The sequence below is a fragment of the Myxococcus sp. MxC21-1 genome (assembly GCF_032612255.1).
Taxonomy (GTDB): Bacteria; Myxococcota; Myxococcia; order Myxococcales; family Myxococcaceae; genus Myxococcus; species Myxococcus virescens.
The window spans coordinates 2273776-2290183 of record NZ_CP123278.1; the positions used below are offsets into that span (position 1 = coordinate 2273776).

General features: G+C 68.2%; 13 protein-coding genes and 1 pseudogene. 12 read left to right on the forward strand and 2 right to left on the reverse strand.

Annotated elements, in window-relative coordinates:
* The first annotated feature begins 17 nt into the window (after nt 1–17).
* The 12 genes and pseudogenes from clpP to QEG98_RS10695 all read left to right on the forward strand — a co-directional run bounded on the left by clpP (nt 18) and on the right by QEG98_RS10695 (nt 14024).
* Nucleotides 18–638: an ATP-dependent Clp endopeptidase proteolytic subunit ClpP gene (gene clpP, locus QEG98_RS10640; RefSeq protein ID WP_011552098.1), complete on the forward strand. Its 621-nt coding sequence runs from the start codon at nt 18–20 to the stop codon at nt 636–638.
* A gap of 216 nt (nt 639–854) precedes the next feature.
* Nucleotides 855–2138 (forward strand): ATP-dependent Clp protease ATP-binding subunit ClpX, encoded by a 1284-nt coding sequence (gene clpX, locus QEG98_RS10645; protein ID WP_011552099.1) that lies wholly within the window; start codon nt 855–857, stop codon nt 2136–2138.
* Between the two features lie 196 nt (nt 2139–2334).
* Nucleotides 2335–4500 (forward strand): prolyl oligopeptidase family serine peptidase, encoded by a 2166-nt coding sequence (locus tag QEG98_RS10650; RefSeq protein WP_316567864.1) that lies wholly within the window; start codon nt 2335–2337, stop codon nt 4498–4500.
* Nucleotides 4501–4698: 198 nt separating this feature from the next.
* Nucleotides 4699–7155, forward strand: coding sequence for an endopeptidase La (gene lon, locus QEG98_RS10655; protein WP_090491975.1), 2457 nt, complete (start codon nt 4699–4701; stop codon nt 7153–7155).
* Nucleotides 7156–7293: 138 nt separating this feature from the next.
* A pseudogene (locus QEG98_RS10660) lies at nt 7294–8997 on the forward strand (peptide ABC transporter substrate-binding protein).
* 85 nt (nt 8998–9082) lie between these two features.
* Complete coding sequence (locus QEG98_RS10665; protein ID WP_316566639.1) at nt 9083–9967, forward strand: ABC transporter permease subunit; 885 nt, start codon at nt 9083–9085, stop codon at nt 9965–9967.
* Nucleotides 9964–10776, forward strand: a complete 813-nt coding sequence (locus tag QEG98_RS10670) for an ABC transporter permease subunit (RefSeq protein WP_316566640.1) — start codon at nt 9964–9966, stop codon at nt 10774–10776. The genes QEG98_RS10665 and QEG98_RS10670 overlap by 4 nt, the downstream gene beginning before the upstream one ends.
* Nucleotides 10777–10880: 104 nt before the next feature.
* Nucleotides 10881–11342 carry a response regulator gene (locus tag QEG98_RS10675; RefSeq protein ID WP_011552105.1) on the forward strand — a complete coding sequence of 154 codons (462 nt, stop codon included), beginning with the start codon at nt 10881–10883 and terminating at the stop codon, nt 11340–11342.
* 72 nt (nt 11343–11414) lie between these two features.
* Nucleotides 11415–11960 carry a YqgE/AlgH family protein gene (locus tag QEG98_RS10680; RefSeq protein ID WP_316566641.1) on the forward strand — a complete coding sequence of 182 codons (546 nt, stop codon included), beginning with the start codon at nt 11415–11417 and terminating at the stop codon, nt 11958–11960.
* The gene (locus QEG98_RS10685; protein WP_011552107.1) at nt 11960–12217 is read left to right on the forward strand and encodes a BolA family protein; all 258 of its coding nucleotides are present in this window, start codon (nt 11960–11962) and stop codon (nt 12215–12217) included. The genes QEG98_RS10680 and QEG98_RS10685 overlap by 1 nt, the downstream gene beginning before the upstream one ends.
* 14 nt (nt 12218–12231) lie before the next feature.
* Nucleotides 12232–12552, forward strand: a complete 321-nt coding sequence (gene grxD, locus QEG98_RS10690) for a Grx4 family monothiol glutaredoxin (RefSeq protein WP_011552108.1) — start codon at nt 12232–12234, stop codon at nt 12550–12552.
* A gap of 92 nt (nt 12553–12644) precedes the next feature.
* Nucleotides 12645–14024 carry a DUF2914 domain-containing protein gene (locus QEG98_RS10695; RefSeq protein ID WP_316566642.1) on the forward strand — a complete coding sequence of 460 codons (1380 nt, stop codon included), beginning with the start codon at nt 12645–12647 and terminating at the stop codon, nt 14022–14024.
* A gap of 5 nt (nt 14025–14029) precedes the next feature.
* Here the strand turns inward: QEG98_RS10695 and QEG98_RS10700 are convergent, their stop codons facing one another.
* Together QEG98_RS10700 and QEG98_RS10705 are read right to left on the reverse strand one after the other, a co-directional pair.
* Entirely contained in the window at nt 14030–15580 is a 1551-nt protein-coding gene (locus QEG98_RS10700; protein ID WP_316566643.1) for an aminopeptidase P family protein, read from the reverse strand.
* A gap of 31 nt (nt 15581–15611) precedes the next feature.
* A complete protein-coding gene (locus QEG98_RS10705; RefSeq protein WP_316566644.1) occupies nt 15612–16376 on the reverse strand; it encodes a 16S rRNA (uracil(1498)-N(3))-methyltransferase in 765 nt (254 codons plus the stop codon).
* Nucleotides 16377–16408 lie beyond the last annotated feature (32 nt).

Genomic DNA, 16408 nt, shown 5'->3' on the forward strand with positions numbered 1-16408 from the left:
CCCTCACCGAGGTCGACATGCCCTTCATGCCCGTTCCCTACGTCATCGAGCAGACCCACCGGGGTGAGCGCTCGTACGACATCTACAGCCGGCTCCTGAAGGACCGCATCGTGATGCTGGGCACGGAGATCGACGATGACGTGGCCAACGTCATCGTCGCCCAGCTGCTGTTCCTGGAGTCGGAAGACCCGGACAAGGACATCAACCTCTACATCAACTCGCCGGGTGGCTCGGTGACGGCGGGCCTCGCCATCTACGACACCATGCAGTACGTGAAGTGTCCGGTGTCCACCATCTGCGTCGGGCAGGCGGCCTCCATGGGGGCCGTCCTCCTGCTCGCCGGTGCCAAGGGCAAGCGTTACGCCCTGCCGTCCAGCCGCATCATGATTCACCAGCCTCTGGGTGGTGTGCGCGGTCAGGCAACGGACATTGAAATCCAGGCGAAGGAAATCCTCCGGATGAAGGCGAAGCTCAACGAGCTCATCGTCAAGCACACCGGGCAGTCCATCGAGCGTGTCGAGAAGGACACGGACCGCGACTACTTCATGGGCGCGTCCGAGGCGAAGGCCTACGGCATCATCGATGAGATCCAGAATCCCCGGAAGGTCGTGGGACTGGGCAAGGAAGAGAAGAAGTAGGCGGATTGCCGAGGCTTCGGGGCCTCGGCCGGCAGCCGGAGCCGCGGGAATGCGCCCCCGCGACTCCGGCTTTCTGCTTTCTGCGTCACGGCACAGGTCCTGTTAAGTACCCGGAAGGCGCGTGGACGTTCCGGACGGGGGCTGACTAGATTGGTCCGAGCCAGGAACGGGGTGGAGTTCGGGGGCGGGGGCCTTTCAGGCGCAGCGAGGGACGAAATGGCGGGCAAGAACGTGGAGAAGCGAGACAACCAGACCCTCTGCTGCTCCTTCTGTGGAAAGTCACAGAAGGAGGTCAAGAAGCTCATCGCGGGACCGACGGTCTACATCTGCGACGAGTGCATCGGGCTGTGCAACGACATCATCGCGGAGGAGATCGACCGCGAGGAGACGAAGGACACGAAGCTGCGCATCCCCCGGCCCTCCGAAATCAAGGCGGTCCTGGACGAGTACGTGATTGGGCAGGAGCGGGCGAAGAAGACGCTCTCCGTCGCCGTGCACAATCACTACAAGCGCATCGAGTCCAAGGTCGCGATGGAGGACGTGGAGCTCCAGAAGAGCAACATCCTTCTGCTGGGGCCTACCGGTAGCGGCAAGACGCTGCTGGCGCAGACGCTGGCGCGCATCCTCAACGTGCCCTTCACCATCGCCGACGCGACGTGCCTCACCGAGGCCGGCTACGTGGGCGAGGACGTGGAGAACATCATCGTCAACCTGCTGCAGGCCGCCGACCACGACATCGAGCGGGCCCAGCGCGGCATCGTCTACATCGACGAAATCGACAAGATTGCGCGCAAGTCGGAGAACCCCTCCATCACCCGCGACGTCAGCGGCGAGGGCGTTCAGCAGGCGCTGCTCAAGCTCATCGAAGGCACGGTGGCCAATGTTCCGCCCAAGGGTGGCCGCAAGCACCCGCAGCAGGAGTTCCTGCAGGTGGACACCACCAACATCCTCTTCATCTGCGGCGGCGCCTTCGGCGGGCTGGACCAGGTGATTGAGCGGCGCATGGGCGGTCGCAGCCTGGGCTTTGGCGCGGACGTGCAGTCCAAGAAGCAACGCAGCCTCACGGAGCTGCTCAAGCACGTGGAGCCGGAGGACCTGCTGAAGTTCGGCATGATTCCGGAGTTCATCGGCCGCCTGCCCATCATCACCGCGCTGGAGGAGCTGGATGAGGCTGCCCTCATCAACATCCTCAACCAGCCGAAGAACGCGCTCACCAAGCAGTACCGCAAGCTCTTCGAACTGGACGGCGTGACGCTGAAGTTCACCGACGGCGCCCTCAAGGCCATTGCCAACGAGGCCATCCGCCGCAAGGCGGGCGCCCGTGGCCTGCGCTCCATCCTGGAGTCGGCCATGCTGGACGTGATGTACGAAATCCCGTCCCGCAAGACGGCCCGCGAGGTGCTCATCTCCGAGGAAGTGATTCTCAAGAAGAGCGAGCCGGTGGTGCTGCACGCCCAGCCGGAGAAGGAAGCCGCGGAGCCGAAGAAGGAATCCGCCTGACGCCAGGGCCCCTGTCGGGGCCCGGTGTTGTCTGGTTGACGGGGCGCGTCACGGAACCACCAGGTGTGGTCCGGGCGCGCCTCTTTCGTCAGGGGAGGGGCCGGGCTTGCGTTGGCCCCGCCACACTTTTTGTGGGACGGCCGGGGGCCTTTCTGTATGTGCTGGGCCCATGAGAAAGCTGCTCGTTCCCGCCCTGATGTCGCTCGCGGCGTGTGCCTCCCAGAAGGAGGCCGCGCGTGATGAGCTGCCCGCGGCAGCCTCCGCGGCCCCCGTTCCTGAGGAGTCTCCCCGCATGTCCTACCCGGCGACCCGGGCGGAGCAGGTTGTCGACACATTGCACGGCGTCCAGGTAGCGGACCCGTACCGCTGGCTCGAGGACGAGAAGGCCCCCGAGGTCCAGACGTGGATGACGGCGCAGAACGCGCACGCCCGCGAAGCGCTGGCGAAGTTCCCCGGCCGTGAGGCCCTGGCCGCGCGCTTCAAGGAGCTGTTCTACACCGACTCCGTCTCCACCCCGTCGCGCCGCAACGGGCGCTTCTTCTACGTCCGCACCCACAAGGACAAGGAGAAGGCCATCCTCTACTGGCGCCAGGGGGAGAGCGGGCCGGAGAAGGTGCTGTTGGATCCGAACGGCTGGAGCAAGGACGGCACCGTGTCCCTGGGGACGTGGGCCGTGTCCTGGGATGGCAAGAAGGTGGCCTTCGCCCAGAAGCCCAACGCCGCGGATGAGGCGGTGCTGCACGTCATCGACGTGGACTCCGGCGAGTGGTCCAAGGTGGATGTCATCGAGGGCGGCAAGTACGCCACGCCCAAGTGGACGCCCGACAGCAAGGGCTTCTATTACGAGTGGCTGCCCACGGACCCGTCCATCAAGGTGGACGAGCGCCCCGGCTACACCACCATCCGCTACCACACGCTGGGCACGGAGCCGTCGAAGGACACCGTGGTGCACGAGCGCACCGGCGACCCGACGACGTTCCTCCAGAGCGACCTGAGCCGCGACGGCAAGTACCTGTTCGTCTACATCCTCCGCGGCTGGAGCGAGAACGACGTCTACTGGAAGCGGCCGGGTGAGAAGGACTTCCGCCTGCTGGTGAAGGGCGCAGGCGCCAAGTACGAGGTGCACGCCTGGAAGGACCGCTTCTACGTCCTCACCGACGAGGGCGCCCCGCGCCAGCGCGTCTTCGAGGTGGATCCGGCGAAGCCGGCCCGCGCGTCGTGGAAGGAGATTGTCCCCGAGGACCCGTCCGCGTCCCTGCTGTCCGTCAGCATCGTCGGCGGGCACCTGTCGCTGGAGTACCTCAAGGACGCGACGTCCGAGGTGCGCGTGGCCACGCTGAAGGGCAAGCCGGTGCGCACGGTGCAGCTGCCGGGCGTGGGCGCGGCATCCAACCTGGTGGGCCTGGAGGACCTGGATGACGCCTACTACGTCTTCACGTCCTTCACCACGCCCCGCCAGATCTACAAGACGTCCGTCAGCACCGGGAAGTCGGAGCTCTGGGCCAAGGTGGACGTGCCCATGAACCCGGAGCAGTACCAGGTCGAGCAGGTCTTCTACGCGTCCAAGGACGGGACGAAGGTGCCCATGTTCGTGGTGCACCGCAAGGACCTGAAGCGTGACGGCAACGCGCCCACGCTGCTCTACGGCTACGGCGGCTTCAACGTGAACATGGAGGCCAACTTCCGCTCGAGCATCCTGCCCTGGCTGGATGCGGGCGGCGTGTACGCGGTGGCCAACCTGCGCGGCGGCGGCGAGTACGGCAAGGCCTGGCACGACGCCGGCCGCCTGGACAAGAAGCAGAACGTCTTCGACGACTTCCACGCGGCGGCCGAGTACCTGGTCCAGCAGAAGTACACGCAGCCCAAGCGGCTGGCCATCTACGGCGGCAGCAACGGCGGCCTGCTGGTGGGCGCGGCCATGACGCAGCGGCCGGAGCTGTACGGCGCGGTGGTGTGCGCGGTGCCCCTGCTGGACATGGTGCGCTACCACCTCTTCGGCAGCGGCCGGACCTGGATTCCGGAGTACGGCACGGCGGAGAAGCCCGAGGACTTCAAGACGCTGCACGCCTACTCGCCCTACCACCATGTGCGGCCGGGCGTGCGCTACCCGGCGCTGCTGATGATGGCGGCGGACCACGACGACCGGGTGGACCCCATGCACGCCCGCAAGTTCGTGGCGGCGGTGCAGAACTCGCCCGGAAACCCGGCGACGGCGCTGCTGCGCATCGAGGCCAACGCGGGCCACGGTGGCGCGGATCAGGTGGCCAAGGCCATTGAGTCCAGCGTGGACCTGTACTCGTTCCTGTTCCACGCCCTGGAGGTCCAGGGGGCACAGGGTGGGGTGGCGGCGCAGGGCCGCTGACACCCCAAGCGGACGCCCGAGGGAGCCTCGGGTGTTCCCTTGATGGCAAGACGCCGTTCCCCAATCTTGAGCCGGGGAACGGCGCCGCGAAACGCCGTGTTATAGAACTGCTGCATCCCGTACGAATGCTCGGCGAGCGAGCAGACGGGCAACTCTTCTAGGGGCCTGCAACTCCGAGGGCCCGCAGGTGGCGGATACATGTTCTTCGGACGTGACGACAAGAAGGAAGCCCAGAAGCGGGGTTTGACGGTCCCGCTCTTGCCCCTTCGGGACATCATCGTGTTCCCGCACATGGTGGTGCCGTTGTTCGTCGGCCGGGAGAAGTCCATCGCGGCGTTGAAGGACGCGATGGCGCACAAGGGGCCGGACGACAAGGCCGTCATCCTGCTGGCTGCGCAGAAGAAGGCCAAGACGAACGACCCTACCCCCGACGACATCTTTCACTTCGGTACGCTGGGCCACGTCATCCAGCTCCTCCCGCTGCCCGACGGCACGGTGAAGGTGCTGGTGGAAGGCGTGCGCCGCGCCAAGGTGAAGAAGTTCCACCCCAACGACGCCTTCTTCATGGTCGAGGTGGAGGAGGTGGAGGAGCAGACGGAGAAGACGGTGGAGCTGGAGGCGCTCGTTCGCAGCGTCCACTCCGTCTTCGAGGCCTTCGTCAAGCTCAACAAGCGCATCCCGCCTGAGATGCTGATGCAGGTGGCCAGCATCGACGACCCGGCGCGGCTGGCCGACACCATCGTCGCGCACCTCTCCCTGAAGCTGAACGACAAGCAGGCCCTGCTCGAGACGGAGTCCCCGGCCAAGCGCCTGGAGAAGCTCTACGAGCTGATGCAGGGCGAGATCGAGATTCTCCAGGTGGAGAAGAAGATCCGCACGCGCGTCAAGAAGCAGATGGAGAAGACCCAGAAGGAGTACTACCTGAATGAGCAGATGCAGGCCATTCAGAAGGAGCTGGGTGAGCGCGACGAGTTCAAGAACGAGATTCAGGAGATTGAAGAGAAGCTGAAGAACAAGCGGATGAGCAAGGAGGCCACGCTCAAGGTCAAGAAGGAGCTGAAGAAGCTCCGGATGATGAGCCCGATGAGCGCCGAGGCCACCGTCGTCCGCAACTACATCGACTGGATCATCAGCCTCCCCTGGTACGACGAGACGCAGGACCGTCTGGACGTCACCGAGGCGGAGACGGTGCTCAACGAGGACCACTACGGCTTGAAGAAGCCGAAGGAGCGCATCCTCGAGTACCTGGCCGTGCAGCAGCTGGTGAAGAAGCTCAAGGGCCCCGTGCTGTGCTTCGTCGGTCCTCCGGGCGTCGGCAAGACGTCGCTGGCGCGCTCCATCGCCCGGGCCACCGGCCGCAAGTTCGTGCGCCTGTCGCTGGGCGGCGTGCGGGACGAGGCGGAGATTCGCGGCCACCGGCGCACGTACATCGGCGCGATGCCGGGCAAGCTCATCCAGTCGCTGAAGAAGGCGGGCAGCAACAACCCCGTCTTCCTGCTCGACGAAATCGACAAGATGTCCACGGACTTCCGTGGCGACCCGAGCGCGGCGCTGCTGGAGGTGCTGGACCCCGAGCAGAACCACAACTTCAACGACCACTACCTGGACCTCGATTACGACCTGTCCAAGGTGATGTTCATCTGCACCGCGAACACGATGCACAACATCCCCGGTCCGCTGCAGGACCGCATGGAGGTGATTCGCATCGCGGGGTACACCGAGCCGGAGAAGCTCTCCATCGCCCGGCGCTACCTCATCCCGAAGGAGCAGGAGGCCAACGGGCTGGCGGACCTCAAGGTGGACATCAGCGACCCGGCGCTGCGGACCATCATCCACCGCTACACGCGTGAGTCGGGCGTGCGTTCGCTCGAGCGTGAGATTGGTGGCGTGTTCCGCAAGATTGCCCGCGACGTGCTGAAGAACGGCAAGCGGGACATCGAGGTGGACCGGAAGATGGCCATGAAGTTCCTGGGCACGCCTCGCTACCGCTACGGCGTGGCGGAGCGCGAGGACCAGGTGGGCATCGTCACGGGCCTCGCCTGGACGGAGCTGGGTGGCGAAATCCTCACCACCGAGGCCACGGTGATGCCGGGCAAGGGCAAGCTCATCATCACCGGCAAGCTGGGCGAGGTGATGCAGGAGTCCGCGCAGGCGGCCATGTCCTACGTGCGCAGCCGCGCCGAGCGCTTCGGCATCGACCGCAAGGTGTTCGAGAACTACGACATCCACGTCCACTTGCCGGAGGGCGCGATTCCGAAGGACGGTCCGTCCGCCGGCGTCACCATCTGCACCGCACTGGTGAGCGCGCTCACCCGCGTGCTCATCCGCCGCGACGTGGCGATGACGGGTGAAATCACCCTGCGCGGACGGGTGCTCCCCATTGGCGGCCTGAAGGAGAAGACGCTGGCCGCGCACCGGGCGGGCATCAAGACGGTCCTCATCCCGAAGGCCAACAAGAAGGACCTGAAGGACATCCCGCTCAAGATTCGCAAGCAGCTGCGCATCGTCCCGGTGGAGTTCGTGGACGACGTGCTGCGCGAGGCGCTGGTGCTGGAGAAGCCGGAGGAGTTCGGCCGCAAGCCGGCGACGACGGACGCCGGCAAGCTGGGTGGCACCACGGAGCTGCCGGCCTCGCCGGCCGTGGCCCCGGCCTAGCGTAAGACAGACAGCACCCGGCGGGCCGCCGCGCCTGCCGGGCCGAGCTGACGGGAAGCCAGGACGCCGGACGACCAAGGTCACCGGGTTCCTGGCTTCTCCTTTTCTGGCGCCTGGACCTTCGGGGTAGAAGGGGCCTTGGTGGCTCCGCGCGCTCGACTCCGGTGGTGGTGGTACCTGCTGGCCGTGTGGGCCGCGTCGTGTGGACCGTGCGGCTTCCAGCCGGAGCCCGGCGTGAAGGTGGTGGTGCCGGCCATGCCCACCACGCTGGATTGGAGCCACTCGGACCCGGACAGCTGGGCGAACTACCCGGTGATGCTGGCCACCCAGCGCGGGCTCACGCAGCTGGGGCCGGACCACGGCGTGGAGCCGGGGCTGGCCGAGCGGTGGGAGCGCGTCACGGACGGGCAGGGGCGGGACGTCTATACGTTCCACCTGCGGCGGGACGTTCGCTGGTCGAATGGCGCTCCGCTGGTGGCGCGTGACTTCGTCGTGGGCTGGCGGCGCGCGCTGCGGGGCCGCGAGCGTGGGGAGATGGCGGACCTGGAAGGGGCTTCCGAGGCGCTGGCGCTCCAGGAGCGAGGCGCGCCGGAGGCCGAGGTTCGCGCAGCGTTGGAGCGCGTGGGCGTGGAGGCCGTGGACTCGCACACGCTTCGGGTGACGTTGGCTCGGCCGCGCAGCTACTTCCTGGCGCGCGTGGCCAATGTGTACCTGTTCTATCCGGCGCCCTCGGCGGACCTGGAGGAAGTCGGACGAGGAGGTTCGGGACTACTTCGACCGTCCGCGCGATGGCCGTCCCCTGGCGCTGGGGCCCTACCGCGTCGAGCGGTGGGACCGCGCGGGGAGCGGGTGCGGCTGGTCCACAACCCGGCGTCGGCCTTTCCGCCGCCGATGGCAGAAGGGGAGACGCCCGTTCCGGTCATCACGTTGATGAAGTCGGAAATCGGCCCGGCGCTGTACGAGCGGGAGCGGGTGGACTTCGTCTTCGTGGACAGCGCCGCGGCGCTGCGCATCCACCGGCCGGACGACTTGCGCCGCGAGCCGTTGCTGTCCACGTACTTCCTGGCCTTCAACACGGAAAAGGCGCCGCTGGACAGGCCCGAGGTGCGGCGCGCGCTGTCCCGGGCGCTGGACCGCGAGGCGCTGCTGGCGGGGCTGCTGCCCGCGGCGCGGCCGTCTCATGTGTTGCTGCCGCCGGAGCTGCCGGGGGCCGCGACGACGGAGCAGGCCGCGCGGCTGCCGCGCTACGCGCCGGAGCAGGCTCGGGCGGAGCTGGCGGGGGTGGCGGGGCTAGAGCGGCCGTTGCGGCTCGTCTACCGGTCGGGGGATGGATTCGTTCCCGAGGTGGCCATCGCGGAGCGGGTGGCCGCGCAGCTCGCGCGCGTGGGTGTGCGGGTGGTGCTGGAGGCGCGCTCGGATTTCTCGGCGGAGATTGCCCGGCGCTCCGCGCAGGGGCCTCGCACGTACGACTTGTACCTGAGGCGCCTGGGGGCGGATTACGCGCACCCGAATACGTTCTTCACGCTGTTCGAGCGTGAGGGCAATCATCAGACGGGGTGGGAGACGCAGGCGGGCGGCGAGCCCCTGGCGCGCTTCGAGCGGCTGCTGGAGGCGGGGGACAGCGCGCCGGATGAGGCGACTGCCCAAGCGTCATATGTCCAGGCGCAGGAGGTGCTCGTGGGGGAACAGGCCGTGATTGCGCCCCTGTACCACCCGGACCGTTATTACCGTGCGCGCTCGCGGCTTCGCGGGCTGGACGTGGACCCCTTCAACTTCCTGGCGCTGCGCGCGCTTCGCTTGGGGGCGGCGTCGGATGCGCCCCGGGCGGAGGAGTCGCCGTGAGCGTCAGCGGTATTCATGGCGCTTTGGGGCACCTGCGTGCTTCGCGCGTGGCTCGTGGCGTCGTCCTGCGCTCAAGAGGCGCGCCGTGAGGGCCATCGCCCAACGCCTGTTGCGTCAGGTCGTCCTGGTGCCTGTCGTGGCCGTGGCGTCGTACTTCCTCATGGCCTCGCTTCCGCTGACCACGGAGACGGACGCGAAGCGGCAGGTGTCGCGTGATCTCGCGGCCTCGTACCGGAGGGACTTGGGCATCGGCGAGCCGCTGGGCTTCCTGCGCCCGTGGGAGAAGCTCTTTCGCGGCGAGCGTCTGGGCACGAGCGCCCAGGGCATCACCGGCGATGAGCTGCTGACGAAGCTGTCTGGCAGCGTAGGCGTGGGCTTGATGGCGCTGCCACTCGCGCTGACGTGGGCCCTGGGCTTTGCCTTGCTTCGGACCCGGTGGCGGAAAGGCCGGTGGGCCGCGCTCGGTGACGTGGTGCCCGCCGTGGCGTTCGGCACGCCCGTCTTCATCCCCGCGCTGCTGCTCGCGCCCGGCGTGGTGGAGCGTGGACACCTGCTGCCGGAGCTGTGCGCGGCGCTGGTGACGTCCATCTGGCCCGGCATCTTCCTGGGCACGCTCGTGGGCGACTCGCTGGAGGCGGAGTTGTCGCGCGACTACGTGCGCACCGCGCTGGGCAAGGGCCTGTCGCGCGCCGCCGTGCTGCGCCGTCACGTCCTGCCCAACGTGTGGCCCGCGATGCTGGACGCCGTGGGGCCAGTGGCCACGTCGCTGCTCGCCGGTTCCTTCGCCGCGGAGCGCGTCCTGGGCCTGCCGTACTTTGGCCAGCTCTACGTCCTCGCCGTGCTCAACAAGCAGGTGGCCGTCGTCGTCGTCGCCACCACCACCTTCGCGACCCTGCTCGTCATCGTGAGCCTCGCGGTGGAGGTGCTGCGCTACGCCGTGGACCCGCGCGCCCGGGAGGCCTCGGCATGAGCCGCGTTCCCGTGCGCGCCCGCGTCGGCCTGGTGCTCCTCGTGGGACTGGGCCTGCTCAGCCTCGTGGCGGGGCGGCTCTTCCCGGAAGCCCTGGCCAGCACCTGTCCGCTGGGCATGGACCCCACGCGCCCGGACCGCACCGTCTGCGAACTCGCCTTTGGCGGGCTCTGGGTCTCCCTCGCAGTGGGGCTCGCCGCGGGCGCGCTCTCCACGTTCATCGGACTCGCCGTGGCCGCCGTGGCGCGGCTGTCCGGCGGCGCGGTGGAGCAGACGCTGCTGCGCGCCGTGGACGCCGTCTTCGCCTTGCCGGACGTGCTGGTGGTGATGGTGCTCCAACTCGCGGGGCAGTCGCTCTCCGACGCGGGAGCGGGTGGCGGCCTGGGCCCCTTCGGCCTGATGGTCGTCTCGCTGGCCCTGGTGGGCTGGGCGGGGCCCGCGCGCATGTTCCGCAACCGCCTGGCGACGCTCGAATCCCAGGAGTACGTGGCCGCGTCCCGGGCGCTCGGCGGAGGCGGCCTGCACCTGCTGCGCGTCCACCTGTGGCCCGCGCTTCGGCCCTTCGCGCTCGCGGTGTTCCTGTCGCGGCTCCCCGCCGCCATCCTCACCGAGTCCACCGTGAGCTTCTTCGGCATCGCCCGGATGGAGCCCATGTCCCTGGGCCGCTACCTGGGCACCAGCTACGCGGCCCTCATCTACGAGGGCGGCGGCCGGGTGGTGCTGCCCGCCTGGGCGCTGCTCGTGCTGCTGGTGCTCGGTGCCTCGCTCGCCTCCCAGGCGCTCTCCGGGCCCCCCCGCAGGGTGACCTGACGAGCGCTGGAGCTGGGGCACCCGCCCCGGTGCGACGTGGAATTCCCAACGTTGGGGGAGGCGTTGTCCACACACGGAAACCTTTTGCCCACATTGGTGCCTCCATGTCCCTGACGCCTAGCGAAGAGCTTGCCACCTTCACCGAACTCGACACCCGCGAGCGCGAGGAGCGCACGGACTTGCTCAAGCTGGAGCCCGCGCGCGCCGCGGTGCTCGTCGTCGAGGATGATCCCTCCCACCGCGAAATCCTCGTGGAGATGCTGGCGGGCTGGGGCTACGAGCCCCTGCCCGTGGGCAGCGCCGAGGAGGCTGAATTCGCCGTGCGCAACAAGCGCATGGACGCCGCCATCGTCGACGTCTTCCTGCCCGGTCGCAGCGGCGCCACGCTGATGTCGCGGCTGCGCGAGCGCTTCCCCCAGTCCGTCCTCATTGGCGTCAGCGCCCTGAGTGACGCGGCCATGGCGCGCAAGTGCAAGGGCCTGGGCGCGGACCTCTTCATCGGCAAACCCCTGGATCCCCAGCGGCTGGCCGAGGCCCTCCAGTCCAGGCACACGAGCTGGCACTGATGCCCCCTCTGGCCCGGGGCGCCGGGGCGGGTTCCGGTTGCGCCATCCGCGTGAACGGTTGATGCTCCTGGGGTGAAGAACCTCGCTCCCGGCTTGCTGCTGGCCATGCCCCAGCTCGGCGATCCGAATTTCTACCGCTCGGTCGTCTTGATGCTGGAGCACTCGGAGACGGGCTCCATGGGGCTCGTCATCAACCGGGGGGCCCCCCTGACGCTCGGTGAACTGGCGCGCGGGCAGAACCTGGGCATCTCCGCTGGACGGAAGGAACATTCCGTCTACCTGGGCGGCCCGGTGGAGCCCCAACGGGGCTTCGTCCTCCACGACGACACGGAGCAGCGGGAGAAGCACTCGGTGCTGCCCGGCCTGTTCCTGAGCGTGACGCTGGACGCGCTGGGCCCGCTCCTGACCAATCCGAACCCGCGCCTGCGCTTCTGCCTGGGGTATGCGGGCTGGGGGCCGCGCCAACTGGAGAGCGAGATTGCCGCCGGCTCCTGGCTCTTCACCGAGGCCACCGCGGAGGCGGTGCTTGGCCACGAGCCGTCGAAATTGTGGGATACGACGCTGCGTGGCATGGGGGTGGACCCCGCCATGCTGGTGATGGGAAGGGGAATGAACTGATGCTCGACGCCGAATTCATCCGGGCCCGCATCCTGGAGGCCCTGCCGGGCTCCGAGGTGGAGGTGCGGGACTACACCGGGACGGGAGACCACTACGAGGCCCGGGTGGTGAGCCCCGACTTCGCTGGGAAAGCCATGGTGCAGCAGCACCAGCTCGTGTACGCGCCTCTCCAGCAGTGGCTGAAGAGCGGCGAGCTGCATGCGCTCGCGCTAAAGACCTATTCTCCCGAGCAGTGGAAGAAGCTCGGGACTCGCTAGAAGGAGCGGTACCCATGACGCCTGAACTCAAGGCCCGGTTGGAGCAGGAGACCCGGTCGCACAAGATTGTGCTCTTCATGAAGGGCAACGCCCTCTTCCCCCAGTGCGGCTTCTCCGCGCGGGCGCTGCAGCTGCTGCAGCCCCTGGGGCAGGTCCACACGGTGGACGTGCTCGCGGATCCGGAGATTCGCCAGGGCATCAAGGACTTCACCAACTGGCCCACCATCCCCCAGATTTTCATCAACGGGCAGTTCGTCGGCGGCTCCGACATCCTGATGGAGCTGGCCGAGCGCGGTGAGCTGGCCGACCTGGTCGCGGGCAAGAGCCCGGCCTAGCGGAGGACGGGGCCTCGGGGAGTGACGGGCGAGGGGAGACCGATTCCCCTCGCTGCGGCTAGGATGGAAGGCCGCCGCCCCGAGGAACCTCTGTGGTCACCGCTACCCGTCACAATGCCCCCGAGAATCCGGACGAAGCCTCCGCCGAGGTGCCCAGCGCGGGCCCCGCCGTCGAGGCGAACGTCCCCGTCGCAGAGAACCACACAGCCGTCGCCCTGACGGACACCGTGTTGCCGGCCCAGGCGCCGGGCGTGGTGGTGGACCCGGACGACCTGGTCGACACGGCGAAGACGCCCACCCTCATGGACAAGGTGCAGCAGTTCCGCGCCCGCCACGAGAAGTGGGAGATGGCCGTCTTCTTCTTCGCCGGCTTCATCTACGACGTCCTCACCATCAGCCGCATCGATGACACGCTGACGCTGGCGCAGAACTTCGGCTACCTGCTGGTCCTCACGGGACTGCTGCTGCTGGAGCAGCGCTACCCGGACGGCGTCGAGCCGCCGAAGTTCCTGCAGAAGGTCTGGCGCTGGCGCGAGGACGGCATCCACTTCCTCTTCGGAAGCCTGCTCAGCGCGTTCATGCTGCTGCTCTTCAAGAGCACGTCGGGCGCGCTGCCCTACCTGTTCGTGGTGGGCCTCTTCGCCCTGCTGGCGGCCAACGAGCTGCCCCTGTTCCGCAGGCTGGGGCCCATCATGCGCATGGTGCTGCTCAGCCTGTGCGTGACGATGTACTTCGTCTGCCTGCTCCCGGTGGTGCTGGGGCGCATGGGCTTCTGGGTCTTCCTACTGGCCGTCGCCATGGGCTGCGCGAGCATCTTCGGGGTGATGCGCCTCATCCGGCGCTGGCGGCCGGACAACCGGTACCTGCTGCGAAACGTGGCCATCCCCGGCTTCGGCGTGCAGGCCGCGCTGCTGGGGCTGTACCTGGTGGGCGTGATTCCGCCGCTGCCGGTGGCCGTGCAGTTCGCGGGCATCTACCACCAGGTGGAGCGGGTGAGCCCGGGCATCTACCACCTGTCCTCGGTGGACTCCGGCGCCTGGTACAAGCCGTGGACCTGGGGCGGGCCGGACTTCCTGATGCAGCCGGGGGACAAGCCCTACTACTTCTTCCGCATCTTCGCGCCGAAGCACTTCCAGTCGTACAAGGTCCGCGTGCGCTGGTACTTCGACGACCCGCAGAAGGGCTGGACGACGTACGGCAACGGCTTCATGGCCACCGTCAGCAGCAACGGCACGGACGGCGGCTACCGTTTCTACGCGACGACGTCCAACCTGAAGCCCGGCAAGTGGCGCGTGGTGCTGGAGACGGAGGACGGGCACGAAATCCACCGTCTCAACTTCACCGCCGGGCCGGATGCGAACCCCGGACCCCGCGTCTTCGACGTCGCCGTGTCCACGCTCAAGGACGTGAAGCCCCTGGCGCTGTCGGAGTGGCAGGAGCGGACCGCGGCCGCGGCGACGAAACCGAAGTAGCGCGTCTACTTCTTCTTGCCCTTCCGGGCGGCCTTGTCCGCCGCCCAGAGGGACTTCATCCACGCCTCCACGTCCTTCGCCTTGCGAGGGATGTCGGCGGAGAGGACCTTGCAGCCGCGCGCGGTGACGACGACGTCGTCCTCGATGCGCACGCCGATGCCCCGGTAGCGCTTGGGCACGGTGAGGTCGTCCATCTGGAAGTAGAGGCCGGGCTCCACCGTCAGCACCATGCCGGCCTGGAGCTTCCCGTACTTGTAGGTCTCCTGCCGCGCCTGGGCGCAGTCGTGCACGTCCAGGCCCAGCATGTGGCTGACGTTGTGGAGCGAGTAGCGCTTGTAGAACTGGTGCTCGTCCTTGAGCGCCACCTCGGCGTCCTCGAGGATGCCCAGGGCCTCCAGGCCCTCCGCGAGCACGCGCATGGCCGCGCGGTTGGGCTCCATGAAGTCGTTGCCCGGCTTCACCTCGGCGAAGGCCGCGTCCTGCGCCTCCAGCACCAGCTCGTAGATTTCGCGCTGCTCCTTGGAGAACTTCCCGGAGATGGGCAGGGTGCGGGTGATGTCCGCGGTGTAGAGCGTCTGGCCCTCCACGCCCGCGTCCAGCAGCAGCAGGTCGCCGGGAACGAGCGGCCCGTCATTGTGGTGCCAGTGCAGGATGCACGCGTGGGCGCCGGAGGCGGCGATGGTGCGGTAGCCCACGTCGTTGCCTTCCACGCGGGCGCGGAGGTTGAAGATGCCCTCCACGTAGCGCTCCGTCTTCGCCGTCTTCAGGCCGCGGATGACGTCCTCGAAGCCGCGGTGCGTGGAGTCGATGGACGTCTGGAGTTCACGCAGCTCCTGCGCGTCCTTGAGCAGCCGCATCTCCGACAGCGCCTGGGCCAGCCCCTTGTCCTTGTCCTTCTCAGCCGGCTCCGGCACGGCGCCGTCCACCTTGGGCGACAGGCCGCGCAGCAAGCGCGTGGGACGGCTCGCCGCGCCGCTGAGGCCGGAGAGGAAGTCCGGCAGCTCGTTGAGGCCCCGGGCCTGGTCCACGCCGTAGCGGGCCTGGCTCTCCTTCACGCCCAGGCGGGGGCCTTCCCACAGCTCCCCCTTCACGCGGTCGGTGAAGAACGTGGCGTCGGTGCGGCCCGGGTTCGGCTCCACGAAGAGCACGTCGGTGTGGCCCCCCTTCTCCTTGGGCTGGAGGACGAGGACGCAGTCCGGCTCCAGGTTGCCGGTGAGGTAGTAGAAGTCGCTGCCCGGCCGGAAACGGAAGTTGGTGTCGTTGGCGCGCACCTTCTCGTGGCCGGTGGGAATGATGAGCGTCTCGCCGGGGAACAGCTTGGAGAGCGCCCGGCGGCGGGCCTTGAAGGCCTCCGCCTGCTTGATTTTCGGAGGCAGCTTCTTTGAGCGCGGCTTCCACGACTTCATCATGAAGTCGAGCAGGGCCGGCGGCGGCACCGTGTCGTGCGTGGCGGGCTTCGCGGGCGCTGCCGCGGGGGCCTGCTCCTCGGAGGTGACAATCGGCTGTTGCTCGCCCAGGGCGGGCTGAGCGGCGGCGGAAGAACGGGTCGTGGCCATGGACAACTCTTCACCCGACCCCGGCGCGCCTTCAAGTCAGAGTTGTCGCGGGCGGTGCCGCAATGTCCTCCCGAAGAAGCGCCACCTGCCCCAGGAGGACGGGCACGGCCGTTTCCACGCGAAGAATGCGGGGCCCCAACGAAAACGGGTGGAAACCATGGGCTCCCAGGAGGTCGGCCTCGAAGGGCACCCAGCCGCCGTCCGGTCCAATGGCCAGTACGACGCGTTGGGCCAGACCCACGCCCAGCGCTCGGAGCGACTGCCTCGCGGGCGGGTGGGGGAGCAGGCGGAGCGTCTGGGGGCCGAAGAAGGCGTCGAGCTCGTCTTCGACGAAGGGACGGAAGCGCTCTCGGACCAGCACTTCTGGGAGGCGCGTGTCCCGGGCCTGCTCCAGTCCCTGGATGAGCAGCTCGTGGACGAAGGCGGGGTCCAGCACCTTGGAGTCGAAGTAGCTCTTCTCCACGCGCGCCGCGTTGAGCAGGACGATGCGGTCCACGCCCAGCGAGGCCACCGCGGGCAGCACCTTCTTCAGCGCCTTGGGGCGGGGGATGGCCAGCAGCAGGTCGATGCCCGCGCGCGGGGGCGGAGGCTCGGTGAGGGTGATGCGCAGGTGCAGCACGCCAGCGCTGTTCTCCAGCACCTCGCCGGTGCCGGTGAGGCCGCCCAGGTGTCCTACGCGGAGGGACTCGCCGGGCTCGGCGCGCAGCACCTCGCGGGCGTGCTGGGCCCGCCGTCCGGTGAGGCGCGCGGTGCCGTCGGGCAGGAAGTCTTCGTCCAGGAGGAGCAGCAGGTTCACGGGACCTCTGTACTCCGTCGCCTGGAGGCTTG